This is a genomic window from Sphingomonas sp. 22176, assembly GCF_052045505.1.
Classification (GTDB): domain Bacteria; phylum Pseudomonadota; class Alphaproteobacteria; order Sphingomonadales; family Sphingomonadaceae; genus Sphingomonas.
This window is the reverse complement of the sequence record NZ_JBQEPL010000001.1, coordinates 939,167-952,217: the sequence shown is the minus strand read 5'-3', so window position 1 is coordinate 952,217 and position 13,051 is coordinate 939,167. Positions and strand designations below refer to the sequence as shown.

Annotated in this window: 9 protein-coding genes and 1 tRNA gene; 6 read left to right on the top strand and 4 right to left on the bottom strand. The window is 67.6% G+C overall.

The window, feature by feature from the left end:
• Positions 1 to 4: 4 nt before the first annotated feature.
• The 3 genes from ACTJKY_RS04415 to ACTJKY_RS04405 all read right to left on the bottom strand — a co-directional run bounded on the left by ACTJKY_RS04415 (position 5) and on the right by ACTJKY_RS04405 (position 3,425).
• The gene (locus tag ACTJKY_RS04415) at positions 5 to 1,057 is read right to left on the bottom strand and encodes an alpha/beta fold hydrolase (RefSeq protein WP_440844457.1); all 1,053 of its coding nucleotides are present in this window, start codon (positions 1,055 to 1,057) and stop codon (positions 5 to 7) included.
• Positions 1,058 to 1,143: 86 nt separating this feature from the next.
• Positions 1,144 to 2,268, bottom strand: a complete 1,125-nt coding sequence (ispG, locus tag ACTJKY_RS04410; RefSeq protein ID WP_440844455.1) for a flavodoxin-dependent (E)-4-hydroxy-3-methylbut-2-enyl-diphosphate synthase — start codon at positions 2,266 to 2,268, stop codon at positions 1,144 to 1,146.
• Positions 2,269 to 2,363: 95 nt separating this feature from the next.
• Positions 2,364 to 3,425, bottom strand: coding sequence for an SDR family oxidoreductase (locus ACTJKY_RS04405; protein WP_440844453.1), 1,062 nt, complete (start codon positions 3,423 to 3,425; stop codon positions 2,364 to 2,366).
• A gap of 99 nt (positions 3,426 to 3,524) precedes the next feature.
• Here ACTJKY_RS04405 and ACTJKY_RS04400 point away from each other — a divergent pair, with 99 nt between their 5' ends.
• A complete protein-coding gene (locus ACTJKY_RS04400; protein ID WP_440844451.1) occupies positions 3,525 to 3,905 on the top strand; it encodes a winged helix-turn-helix transcriptional regulator in 381 nt (126 codons plus the stop codon).
• Between the two features lie 3 nt (positions 3,906 to 3,908).
• On the opposite strand, the gene ACTJKY_RS04395 is transcribed toward ACTJKY_RS04400, so the two are convergent.
• Positions 3,909 to 5,705, bottom strand: a complete 1,797-nt coding sequence (locus ACTJKY_RS04395; RefSeq protein WP_440844449.1) for an IlvD/Edd family dehydratase — start codon at positions 5,703 to 5,705, stop codon at positions 3,909 to 3,911.
• Between the two features lie 102 nt (positions 5,706 to 5,807).
• On the opposite strand from ACTJKY_RS04395, the gene ACTJKY_RS04390 reads away from it, so the two are divergent.
• The 5 genes from ACTJKY_RS04390 (at position 5,808) to ACTJKY_RS04370 (ending at position 13,016) form a co-directional block, all read left to right on the top strand.
• The gene (locus ACTJKY_RS04390; protein WP_440844447.1) at positions 5,808 to 6,734 is read left to right on the top strand and encodes a Gfo/Idh/MocA family protein; all 927 of its coding nucleotides are present in this window, start codon (positions 5,808 to 5,810) and stop codon (positions 6,732 to 6,734) included.
• Positions 6,735 to 6,920: 186 nt separating this feature from the next.
• The gene (locus ACTJKY_RS04385; protein WP_440844445.1) at positions 6,921 to 8,159 is read left to right on the top strand and encodes an efflux RND transporter periplasmic adaptor subunit; all 1,239 of its coding nucleotides are present in this window, start codon (positions 6,921 to 6,923) and stop codon (positions 8,157 to 8,159) included.
• A gap of 6 nt (positions 8,160 to 8,165) precedes the next feature.
• Positions 8,166 to 11,366 (top strand): efflux RND transporter permease subunit, encoded by a 3,201-nt coding sequence (locus tag ACTJKY_RS04380; RefSeq protein ID WP_440844444.1) that lies wholly within the window; start codon positions 8,166 to 8,168, stop codon positions 11,364 to 11,366.
• Positions 11,363 to 12,904: an efflux transporter outer membrane subunit gene (locus ACTJKY_RS04375; protein WP_440844442.1), complete on the top strand. Its 1,542-nt coding sequence runs from the start codon at positions 11,363 to 11,365 to the stop codon at positions 12,902 to 12,904. The genes ACTJKY_RS04380 and ACTJKY_RS04375 overlap by 4 nt, the downstream gene beginning before the upstream one ends.
• A gap of 38 nt (positions 12,905 to 12,942) precedes the next feature.
• A tRNA-Gly gene (locus tag ACTJKY_RS04370) sits at positions 12,943 to 13,016 on the top strand.
• Positions 13,017 to 13,051 lie beyond the last annotated feature (35 nt).

The window sequence follows — 13,051 nt, the reverse complement described above, 5'->3', positions numbered from 1 at the left end:
GGCGCTAGGCGGTGGCGCTCTCCGACGTCGAGACGTCGTGCTTGCTACGGGCGGTCGCTGTATCGTCGATCGCCTGCAGCACCTGCTCGGGCACGGCATAGTGGAACAGATGGCCCTGGCCTGGCACGATGCGCAGCTCGGTGTTCGGTACGGCGCCGGCGAAGCGCTCGGCGTGCGGCCCGATATGCGCGATGCGATCGCCGTCGCCCGCCATCACGATGATGCGAACCTTCAGCTGATCGTAGCGCCGGCTAATCTCAATCGCGGCCGGCACCATCATCGCGGTGTCAGCCGCGGTGGCACGGACCTGCGAGGGGCGCAGCGCGAGGCCGATCGGGAAGTCGGCGAATTTCTTTGAAACCGGCGCGGGGGAAAAGCTCGCCTTGATCGCCGCCGGGCCCATCAGGCGCCCGAACAGCGGAGAGAAGGTGTTCGCCATCAGATCGCCCACAAGCGGCACTGCGGGTGCGGAGAGCGGCCACACATCCGGGCGGGCGGTCCCGTAATAATAGCCGGACAGCAGCACCAGCCCCGACACGGCAGCCGGCGCTTCCAGCGCCAGTGCGAGTGCAACGAGCGTGCCCCAGCTATGCCCCACCACCACGGCGGGCCCTGCCTCCAGTTCCTCCAGCGCCTTGGCGATCAGCCGGGCCTGGGCAACCGGGGTCCACAGCGTGGTGCGCGGACGGGTGCTGTAGCCAAAGCCCGGGCGGTCGAACGCAATCACGCGGTACTTTGCAGTGGCGAGGCCCAGTACGCCACTCGCCGTGTAATCCTGCAACGTCATACCGTTGCCGTGAAGGAGGACGACCGCCGGGCCGGTGCCGCGCTCGACATAATGAAGACCGACGCCGTCGATCTCGAGGAAGGAGCCTTCGGGCGGCGTTTCCGCTTCGGCGCGGCGTTTACTTGCCTGGTTGAAGATCGCGCTGCCGGCAAGGACGGCGACGCCCGCCGCTCCGGCAATCCAGTTGCGCTGCCGGTGAAGACCCGCCTGTCCGCGCGACGCGGTTTCAGCTTTTGGCGAACGCGCTTTCTTGTTGGGCTTCTGTGTCATCCCAAGGCAACCATTGTGCAGCGCACAAGTTGCGCCTGCCGCACGATTTACCGGCGACGGGCACAATATGGTTGTCGGGAGACGCTTTACTCCGCCGCTTGCGCCGGCTCCGCAGTCGCCGCTTCGATCTCGGCAGCCTTGGCCTCGACCAGCTTGACGATGTGATCGAGCATGTCGGCATCCTCGACCGTGTGGTCTGTCAGGCCCGACAGATAGACCATGTGCTTGCCGTTGCCGCCGCCGGTGAGGCCGATATCGGTCTCGCGCGCCTCGCCAGGGCCGTTGACGACGCAGCCGAGCACCGAGAGCGACAGCGGCGTGCGGATATGCTGGAGCCGTTCCTCCAGCGCCTGCACGGTGCGGATCACGTCGAAGCCCTGGCGCGCGCAGCTGGGGCAGGAGACGACGCGGACGCCGCGGTTGCGGATGCCGAGCGATTTGAGGATCTCGAAGCCGACGCGTACTTCCTCCTCGGGCTCGGCCGAGAGGCTGACGCGGATCGTATCGCCGATGCCGAACCAGAGCAGCGAACCGATCCCGATCGCCGACTTGACGGTGCCGCCGACGAACCCGCCCGCCTCGGTGATGCCGAGGTGCAGCGGGCAGTCGACCGCGTCGGCCAGCTGCTGGTAGGCGGCGACGGCGAGGAACACGTCGCTCGCCTTCACCGCCACCTTGAATTCGTGGAAGTCGCGATCCTGGAGAAGCTTGATGTGATCGAGCGCGGATTCGACCAGCGCCTCCGGACAGGGCTCGCCATATTTCTCGAGCAGGTCCTTTTCGAGGCTGCCGGCATTGACGCCGATGCGGATCGCCGCGCCATTGGCCTTAGCGGCGTTGACCACCTCGTTCACTCGGTCGGCCGAGCCGATGTTGCCGGGGTTGATGCGCAGGCAGGCGGCGCCGGCATCGGCGGCTTCCAGCGCGCGCTTGTAGTGGAAATGGATGTCGGCGACGATCGGCACGCGGGCGGCACGGACGATCTGCTTGAGCGCCGCGGTGCTCTCCACGTCCGGACAGGAGACGCGAATGATGTCCGCACCGGCTTCCTCGCAGCGGCGGATCTGGTCGATCGTCGCCTTCACGTCGGACGTCGCGGTGTTGGTCATGGTCTGCACCGTCACCGGGGCGTCGCCGCCAACGGGCACGTTGCCCACCATGATCTGACGGCTTTGCCGCCGGACGATATCGCGCCAGGGTCGTACGGACATGGGGCGCATATAGGCGCATCGGCGCGGCGGGGCTAGGGCAGATGGCGATCGCCCGATGCATGTCCTCCCCCGGATCGGAGGAGGACATCTGCAGCTTACGGGATGAGCCGGTCGGCGCGCAGCCGCTCGAACAGGGCAAAGAAGGCGTCGTCGGTCGGCTGATAGGCGGTGAAGCCCATCCGGCGGCTCTTCGACATGTCGGTCACGACTTCGATCGGCCGGCCGAGATCAGCATCGGTGTGCCAGGGCGAGGCGAGGCGCGCGAGGTTGGGCTCGGCAAGCCCCTCGCGCTCGGCGATGGTGCGCCACAGATCGGCATCGCCCGCCATCTGCTGCTCCAGCGGCTGCACGCTGCCGTCGAACGGCGCCGGGTCCAGCCCGAACCATTCAGCGATGCGCGCCCACATCCATTGCCAGCGGAAGACGTCGCCATTGACGACGTTGAACGCCTCGTTCGCCGCCGCGGGCGTCTCCGCCGCCCAAACCAAATGCCGGGCGAGCTGGCCCGCATCGGTCATGTCGGTAAGCCCGCTCCACTGCGCCGGCGACCCCGGGAAGCGGAACGGCCGGCCGGTCTCGCGGCACAAGGTCGCATAGACGGCGAGCGTGGTGCCCATGTTCATCGCGTTGCCGACGGCCTTGCCGATCACCGTGTGCGGGCGGTGGACGCTCCAGGTGAAGCCGTCACGCTCGGCCGCGGCGAACACTTCGTCTTCCTGGGCATAATAGAAATTGTCGACGTCGAGCCGGCCCTGCTCCTCGCGGAACGGCGTCTGCGGCAGGCTGCCCTTTCCGTACGCCTCGAACGGGCCGAGATAATGCTTGAGCCCGGTGACCAGCGCGACGTGGCGCGGGCCGGTCGGCTTGGGCAGCTCATCGAGCAGGTTGCGCACCATGGCGGAGTTGACGCGGATATTCTCCGCCTCGCTGTCCTGCCGCAGCCAGGTGGTGATGAACACCGCATCGGGGTTCACGCCCTGCAGCGCCTGTGCGGTCGCCGCCGCATCGGTGAGGTCGGCGGCGACCGGCGCGACGCCCGCCTGTTCCACCGGGCGGCGGGCCAGCCCGTGCACCGTCCAGCCCTGCGCCACCAGAAGATCCGCCGTCGCGCTGCCGACGATGCCGCTTGCGCCTACCACCAAAGCCGTCTTGGCCATTTCTGCCTCCATAAAGCGTTGGAGGCCGAGCTAGGCAGCCGCGCGCACGGCTTCTAGACGGCACCAAATCGGAACCTAGGCACCAGAAGGTACCCACATATGCGGCCAGGCACGGCGGATTCGGAATGGCGGGAGGATTGCGCGCCGCGCCGCGTGCTGGCGCTGTTCGCCACCAAATGGACGAGCATGGTGCTCCACACGCTCCACGCTCGGCATGGCGGTGCGGCACGCAGCGGCGTGCTGCTGCGCAGCCTGCCCGGCATCTCCAAGAAGATGCTGACCCAGACGCTGCGCGAGATGGAGGAAATCGGGCTTATCGAGCGGATCGTGCAGAACGCGGTGCCGCCGGCGGTGGAATACCGGCTGACACCGCTGGGCGACCGCTTCGTCGAGCCGGTCGAACTCCTCTATGCCTGGGGGCGCGACAATGCCGATGCGCTCGACCAGCTCGGCAGCCGGCCCACCGCCCGTCGCGCCTGAACCCTAGTGGCTGTCGCGCGGCAGGCCCTTGGTCTGGGCGATGCGCTGATACTTCACCGCATTCTCGAACACCGCACCGCCGTCGAACTGGCCGACGAGCCCGCGATGGATCTCCTGCCACGGCGTCTGCGACTCCGGCACATAATCGATGCCGAGGTCTGCGCGGCGCTGCGCCAGTTCCTCGTCGCTGACCAGCATGTTGGCGCTGCGCGTGTTGAGGTCGATGCGGATGCGGTCGCCGGTGCGCACCAGCGCGAGGCCGCCGCCCACCGCCGCCTCGGGCGCGGCGTTGAGGATCGAGGGGCTGCCGCTGGTGCCGGACTGGCGGCCGTCGCCCAGGCAAGGCAGCGCATGCACGCCCGCCTGGATCAGCGCCACCGGCGGGCGCATGTTGACCACCTCGGCGCCGCCCGGATAGCCGACCGGCCCTGCCCCGCGCATGATCAGGATGCTGTTCTCGTCGATGCCGAGCGCGGGATCGTCGATGCGGTGGTGGTAATCCTCGGGCCCGTCGAACACGAAGGCGGTGCCTTCGAACGCGCCGGGATCGTCGGGGTTGGAGAGATAGCGCGCGCGGAACTCGTCCGAGATTACGCTGAGCTTCATCACCGCATTGTCGAACAGGTTGCCCGAAAGCACGGTCAGCCCCGCCGCCGGCCGCAGCGGCGTCGCGAGCGGACGGATCACGTCGTCATCCTCGATCTCCGCCGTGCCGATATTCTCGCCGATGGTGCGGCCGTTGACGGTCAGCGCGTCGTTGTGGAGCAGCCCGGCGCGATACAGCTCGCCCATCACCGCGGGCACGCCGCCGGCGCGGTAGAAATCCTCGCCGAGATATTTGCCCGCCGGCTGCAGGTTCACCAGCAGCGGCACGTCGGCGCCGTAGGATTCCCAGTCCTCAAGGCTGAGCTCGACGCCGATATGGCGCGCGATGGCGTTCAAGTGGATGGGCGCATTGGTCGAGCCGCCGATCGCGGAGTTGACGCGGATCGCGTTGAGGAAGGCCTCGCGGGTCAACACGTCGCTGGGCTTGCGATCGGCCAGCGTCATCTCGACGATCTGGAGCCCGGTGCGATAGGCGCATTCGGCGCGGTCGCGGTAGGGCGCAGGGATCGCGGCCGAGCCCGGCAGCGACATGCCGAGCGCCTCGGCCATCGAATTCATCGTCGTCGCGGTGCCCATGGTGTTGCACCAGCCGGTCGACGGCGCCGAGGACGCGACGAGTTGGATGAAGCCCTTGTAGTCGATCTCGCCCGCCGCGAGCATCTCGCGCGCCTTCCACACGATCGTGCCCGATCCGGTACGCTCGCCCTTGAACCAGCCGTTGAGCATCGGGCCCACCGACAGCGCGATCGCCGGGATATTCACGGTGGCCGCCGCCATCAGGCAGGCCGGGGTCGTCTTGTCGCAGCCGATGGTCAGCACCACGCCGTCGATCGGATAGCCGTACAGCGTCTCGACCAGGCTGAGATAGGCGAGGTTGCGGTCCAGCCCCGCGGTGGGGCGCTTGCCGGTTTCCTGGATCGGATGGGTGGGGAATTCGATGGCGATGCCGCCTGCCTCGCGAATCCCCTCGCGCACCCGCTTAGCGAGTTCGAGATGGTGGCGATTACACGGAGAAAGGTCGCTGCCGGTCTGGGCAATGCCGATGATCGGCTTGCCCGATTGCAGCTCTTCCAGGCTCAGCCCGAAGTTCAGATAGCGCTCGACATAGAGCGCCGTCATGTCGGGGTTATCGGGATTGTCGAACCAGGCCCGCGAGCGCAGCGCCGCGCGACGAGTTCCAGCTTCTTCGGTCATGATTCCTCCGCTACGGCGCATGTTAGGGCGTATCTGCGACTCTTGATAACCGCCGGTTACGTCCATAGGAAGCATATATATCTTATAAAAGGATGGCCTGATATGTCGGAGCGGATTCGTCTTGGGTTGGTGGGTATCGGCAAGATCGCACGCGATCAGCATCTGCCGGCGCTGGAAGGCGATGACCGTTTCGAACTGGTCGCCACCGCAAGCCGCAATGCCTCAGTGGACGGAGTCGCGTCGCACAAGGACATCGAATCGCTGATCGCCGGTGGGCATGATCTCACCGCCGTGTCGCTGTGCACGCCGCCCGAGGGCCGCTACGATCAGGCGCGCATTGCGATCGACGCCGGCTTCAACGTGATGCTGGAGAAGCCGCCGGCCGCAACACTTACCGAAATCGCCGATCTCGCCGAGCGCGCCCGCGCCAAGGGCGTAACGCTGTTCACCACCTGGCACTCGCGCGAGGCCGCCGGCGTCGAGCCCGCCAAGGCCTGGCTCCAGGGCAAGCAGATCAAGGCCGCGCGGATCACCTGGCGCGAGGACATCCGCCGCTGGCACCCGGGGCAGGAATGGATTCTGGCGGCGGGCGGCTTCGGCGTGTTCGATCCGGGTATCAACGCGCTGTCGATCGCGACCAAGATCCTGCCCGAGGCGCTGCTGCTCGACCAGGCCTGGATGGAGGTACCCGAGGGCCGCGCCTCGCCGCTCCGCGCCAAGCTGCACATGCGCAGCGGCGGCGCAGCGGTGACCGCGGACTTCGACTTCCTCCAGACCGGGCCGCAGACCTGGGACATCGAGGTCGACACCGACGCCGGCACGCTGCGCCTCGGCATGGGCGGCAGCATCCTCCAGTTGCCCGGCGAAGACGAGCAGAAGGCGCCCGACCGCGAATATGCCCGGCTCTATGCGCGCTTCGCCGAGCTGGTGGCGGCGAAGCAGAGCGACGTCGACGTCCGCCCGCTGCAGCTCGTCGCGGACGCCTTCCTCGTCGGCGAACGCGCGATTGGCGAGACTTTCGCTTTCTGATCCCGACCGGCGCCCGCTCGCCCGGGCGCCGGCATTTTCGATCCATCCTGCACAAGTCGCTACGCCGTTCGACACATTTTGCGACAACTCTTTCGTGGTACGAAGGAAACGTGCCATCTAATGGCGAGTTTGGCAGTGACCGGTGGTCCGGCATTTCTCGGGCCACCCCTAAGCGGGTTCTGAAATTTGAACGCTCCGACCAGCTATGGCCGTTCGGGCCTGATCGTGTTTGCATCGGCCCTGCTTCTCGCCTCGTGCAGTTCCGGCGACGGTGCCGGCAAGCAGCAGGCCGGCGGCCGCAAGGGGAACGCCGGGCCGCCGCAGGTCGGCTATGTCGTGTTGCAGCCGAGCAGCGTGCCGGTGACGACCGAGCTTGCCGGTCGCGTCACCGCCTATCAGTCCTCCGAGGTTCGTCCGCAGGTCGCCGGCATTGTCCAGCGCCGCTTCTTTACCGAGGGCACGATCGTTCATCAGGGCCAGACGCTCTACCAGATCGATCCCAGCCTCTACCAGGCGAGCACCGCGCAGGCGCAGGCCAACCTGCAGAACGCGCAGGCCAATCTCGAAGCCGCACGGATCAAGGCCGATCGCTATAAGCCGCTCGCCGCGATGCAGGCGGTGAGCCAGCAGGATTATACCGACGCGGTCGCCGCGTCGCGCCAGGCCGCCGCGCAGGTGGCGCAGCAGCGCGCCGCGCTGCAGACCGCGCAGATCAACCTGCGCTTCACCAAGGTTCCCGCCCCAATCACCGGCCGGATCGGCCGCAGCCTCGTCACCGAAGGCGCGCTGGTCACCACCAACCAGACCGATCCGCTGACCACGATCCAGCGGCTCGATCCGATCTATGTCGACATCCAGCAATCGAGCGCCGACATGCTCGCGCTGCGCAAGGCACTCGCCAAGGGCGGCGTGATCCCCGCCAGCGCCGCGGTGCGGCTGAAGCTGGAGGACGGCAGCGATTACGAGATGGCCGGCACGGTCGAATTCTCCGAGGTCGTCGTCAACGAAAGCACCGGCACGGTCACGCTGCGCGCGCGCTTCGCCAACCCGCAGAACATCTTGCTGCCGGGCATGTTCGTCCGCGCGCTGTTCGCGCAGGCGATCGACACCCAGGCTTATCTGGTGCCGCAGGCGGGCGTGTCGCGCGATCCCAAGGGCAATGCGACCGTCTATCTGGTCGGACCGGGCAACAAGGCGGTGGCGCGCACCGTCGTCGCCGATCGCACGATCGGGCAGAATTGGGTGATCACGCAGGGACTTGCGCCGGGCGACAAGGTGATCGTGCAGGGCACGGCGAACCTCAAGCCGGACATCGACATCAAGCCGGTACCGGCAAGCGCGCCGCAGAACATCGAGCCGCCCAAAAAGGGCCAGGGCCAAGGCGGTGCCCAGACCAAGGGTGGCAGCCAGGCCAAGGCGGGCTGATTCCCTATGTCGCGCATCTTCATCGACCGGCCGATCTTCGCCTGGGTGCTCGCCATCATCGTGATGCTGATGGGCCTGGCGGCGATCTTCTCGCTGCCCATCGCGCAATATCCGGACATCGCGCCGCCGCAGGTCAACATCCGCGCCACCTATCCCGGCGCCTCAGCCGAGACGGTGCAGAACAGCGTCACCCAGGTGATCGAGCAGCAGCTGAGCGGCATCGACGGCCTGCTCTATTTCAGCAGCTCGTCCACCTCGCGCGGCCAGGTGACGATCTCGGCGACCTTCGAGAAGGGCACCAACCCGGACATCGCCCAGGTGCAGGTGCAGAACAAGGTGCAGCAGGCGCTGTCCCGCCTGCCCCAGCAGGTGCAGCAGCAGGGCCTGACGGTCACCAAGTCGAACCCCGACTTCCTGATGATCGTCGGCGTCTATGATTCGACCGACCAGAAAACCAATCTCGACGTCTCGGACTGGCTTGCCTCCAACCTGCAGGATCCGCTGTCGCGCATCGAGGGCGTGGGCGACACCAACGTGTTCGGCGCGCCCTACGCGATGCGCATCTGGCTGAACCCGGCGCGGCTCGCCAGCTACGGGCTGATCCCGAACGACATCATCACCGCGGTCAGCAACCAGAATACCGAAATCGCCGCCGGCGAGCTGGGCGGGCAGCCGATGCCGAACGAGCAGATGCTCAACGCGACGGTGACCTCGCAGTCGCGGCTGCAGACGCCGGAGCAGTTCGCCAACATCATCGTGAAGACCGATTCGAGCGGCGCCGCGGTGAAGCTGCGCGACGTGGCACGGGTCGAGCTCGGCTCGGACAATTACAATTCCTCCAGCCGGATCAACGGCCATCCCGGCGCCGGCCTCGCCATCTCGCTGTCACCGGGCGCCGACGCGCTCAAGACCGCCGAGCTGGTCAAGGCCCAGGTCGAAGCCGCCTCCAAGGGTTTCCCTCCCGGCTTCAAATACGCCTATGCCAACGACACCACCGGCTTCATCAAGCTCTCGATCGAGGAGGTGGTGAAGACGCTGCTCGAGGCGATCGTCCTCGTCGTCATCGTGATGTTCGTGTTCCTGCAGAGCTGGCGTGCGACGCTGGTCCCCGCGATTGCGGTGCCGGTGGTGCTGCTCGGCACCTTCGGCGTGTTCTATGCGCTCGGCTTCTCGATCAACACGCTGACCCTGTTCGGCCTCGTCCTCGCCATCGGCCTGCTCGTCGACGACGCGATCGTCGTCGTCGAGAATGTCGAGCGGTTGATGGAAGAGAATCCCGAGATGACGCCGCGCGAGGCGACGATCCGCTCGATGGACGAGATCCAGGTGGCGCTGGTCGCGATCGCGCTGGTGCTCTCCGCCGTGTTCCTGCCGATGGCCTTCTTCGGCGGCTCCACGGGCGTGATCTACCGCCAGTTCTCCGTGACGATCGTCTCGGCGATGGTCCTGTCGGTGCTCGTCGCGCTAGTGCTGAGCCCGGCGCTCACCGCGACCCTGCTCAAGCAGAAGAGCGAGGAAAAGGACATCGAGGACAGCTGGGTGGCACGGCGCTTCCCCTGGATCGGCCGCGGCCTGACCACCGCCAAGACCAAGTTCAACAACGGCTTCGATCGCGGCGTGGAGCGCTATACCGGCTGGGTGCAGGCGGTGATCGATCGCAAGTGGATCTTCCTGCTGCTCTATGTGGCGGTCTGCGCGCTGCTGGTGCTGATGTTCGTCCGCCTGCCGACCGGCTTCCTGCCGACCGAGGACCAAGGCGCCGCCTCGATCCAGATCCGCCTGCCTGCCGGCGCCACCATGTCGCGCACCAAGGACGTCCAGCTCGCGGTGGAGAAGTATTTCCTCACCAAAGAAGCCAAGAACGTGTCGGTGATGTTCTCGGTGGCGGGCGGTGGCGGCGGCGGTGGCCCCGCCGGCCAGAATACGGGCCAGGGCTTCCTCAACTTCGCAGACTGGTCCGATCGCAAGGGCCAGGAAAACAGCGCCGACGGCATCGTCAATCGCGCCTCCGCTGCCTTCCGCAACTTCCGCGACGCGCAGGTCTTTGCGCTGGTGCCGCCGGCGATCCGCGGCCTCGGCCAGTCGACCGGCTTCACCATGGAGCTGCTCAATTCCAGCGGCATGCCGCGCGACCAGTTCCTGGCCGCCCGCGACAAGCTGCTCGCCGCCGCGATGGCCGATCCCGAACTCGCCGCCGTCCGCCTGACGGACCTGCCCGACGTCGCCACGCTCAAGGTCGATCTCGACCAGCAGAAGCTCGCCACACTCGGCCTCTCCCAGGCCGATGTGAACTCGACGCTGTCGACCGCCTGGGGCGGCCGCTACGTCAACGACTTCATCGATCGCGGCCGCGTCAAGCGCGTGTACGTGCAGGGCGACGCGCCCTATCGCTCCGAACCCAGCGACCTTGCCCAGTGGTTCGTCCGCAGCAGCAACGGCCAGATGGCGCCCTTCACCTCCTTCTCCTCGACGAGCTGGGCGACGGCGCCGACCTCGATGGCTCGGTTCAACGGCGTGCAGTCGTTCGAGTTCAGCGGCCAGGCGGCCCCCGGCAAGAGCTCGGGCGAGGCGATGAAGCGCATCGCCGAACTCGCCGCGCAGATCCCCGGCACCAGCGTCGCCTGGGCGGGCTTGTCCTATCAGGAGCGGCTCTCCTCGGGGCAGGCGCCCTTGCTCTACGGCGTGTCGCTGCTCGTCGTGTTCCTGTGCCTGGCGGCGCTCTATGAAAGCTGGTCGATCCCGATCGCAGTGCTGCTCGTCATCCCGCTCGGCCTGGTCGGCGCGATCTTTGCGGTGACGCTGCGCGGCCTGCAGAACGACGTCTATCTGCAGATCGGCCTGCTCACCACCATGGGCCTCGCCGCCAAGAACGCGATCCTGATGATCGAGTTCGCCGAGCAGGCCGAGAAGCAGGGCAAGCGCGTGATCGAAGCGGCGCTGGATGCGGCCCGCATCCGTCTCCGCCCGATCCTGATGACCAGCCTGGCCTTCATCTTCGGTGTGTTGCCGCTGGCGATCTCCACGGGCGCGGGTGCCAACAGCCGCGTCGCGATCGGCACTTCGGTGATCGGCGGCATGCTGACCGCGACGATCCTCGCCATCTTCTACATCCCGCTGTTCTTCGTGCTCGTCCGCCGCGGCGTGCGCGACGGTCTGGCCGCGCTGCGCAACCGCCACCATCGCAACACCCCGGAGGCCCAGGCATGAAGCGCGCACTGACGCTCCTCTCCACGGTCGCGCTCGCCAGCTGTTCGATGGCGCCCAAGGACGTGCGCCCCGCCGCCCCGGTGCCGCCGAGCTGGCCGGTGGGCGATTCCTACCTGCGGACGAGCGAGGCCACCCTGCCCGCGCTCACCTGGCGCGACGTGTTCCGCGACGCGCGGCTGCAGACGCTGATCGAGCAGGCGCTGGCCAACAATCGCGACCTGCGCGTCGCGGCGGCGAACATTGCGGCGGCCCGCGCGCAGTACCGCATCCAGCGCGGCGCGCAGTTCCCCGAGGTCGATGCCAGCCTCGGCATCACCGAGCGGCGCGGCAATGCGACGACGAACGGCACCAGCCTCGGCAATACCGGCGGCACGGGAACGGGAACCGGCACGAACACGGGCGGCACGGGCACCGTGGGCAACACCGGCGGCAACGGCACCGCGCTGCGCACCAACTACTCCACCCAGGTCGGCATCACCGGCTTCGAGCTGGACCTGTTCGGCCGCCTCGCCTCGCTCACCCGCGTGCAGCAGAACACCTATTTCGCCACCGAAGCCGGCGCGCGGGCGACGCGGCTGACGCTGGTCGGCGACATCGCCACGGCGTGGCTAAACTATGCGTCGGATGCGAGCCTGCTCGAGGTCGCCCGGCAGACCGCCAAGAGCGCCGAGGACAGCGTTCGCCTCACCCGCGCCCGGCTGGAGGGCGGCATCGCCCCGCGCACCGACCTCCGCCAGGCCGAGCAGACGCTCGCCACCGCGCAGAACGACGTCGCCCGCCAGACCAGCGCGCTGGCGCAGGACGTCAACGCGCTGCGCCTGCTAGCCGGATCGGAGATCGACCCCGCGCTCCTCCCCGCCTCGATCGAGCAGGCCGCGCCCACCATCGCAGGCGTGCCGGCGGGGCTCGATTCGAGCATCCTGCTGCGCCGTCCCGACGTGGTGCAGGCCGAATATCAGCTGCGCGCCGCCAATGCCCAGATCGGCGCGGCGCGGGCGGCGCTGTTCCCGAGGATCAGCCTGACCAGCGTGCTCGGCTTCGCCAGCACCGCGCTGTCCAGCCTGTTCGACGGGGACGCGTTCAACTGGCAGGCGGGCGGCACCGCCAGCTATGCGATCTTCCGCGGCGGCGCCGGCCGCGCCAATGTCCAGCTCAGCGAAGCGCAGCAACAGGCCCAGGTCGCCAATTACGAGCGCGCCATCCAGACTGCGTTCCGCGACGTCGCCAACGCACTGTCGGTGCGCGGCACGATCGACGCGCAGCTCCGCGCCACCCAGCTCCAGGCCGATGCCGCGGCGGACACCTATCGGCTGAGCGAGGCGCGCTATCGCGGCGGGATCGACACCTTCCTGCAAAGCCTCGTGTCGCAGCGTTCGCTCTATGCGGCGCAGCAGCAGCTGGTGACGGTGCAGCTCACCGCCGCGACCAACCGCGTCAATCTTTACCGCGCGCTCGGCGGCGATTCGCAGCTGGAGGTAACGCGCGACGGGCCGCAGCCGGTGGATGCTTCCGGAACCGCCGCGAACCCGGGCAGTTGACCGCACGGCCCTACTTGTGGCAGGCGCAATCCAAGCGGGCGGGTATAGCACAATGGTAGTGCAGCAGCCTTCCAAGCTGAATACGCGGGTTCGATTCCCGCTACCCGCTCCATTTTCCGATCTCACGAAATCCGACAGCGCGTCGCA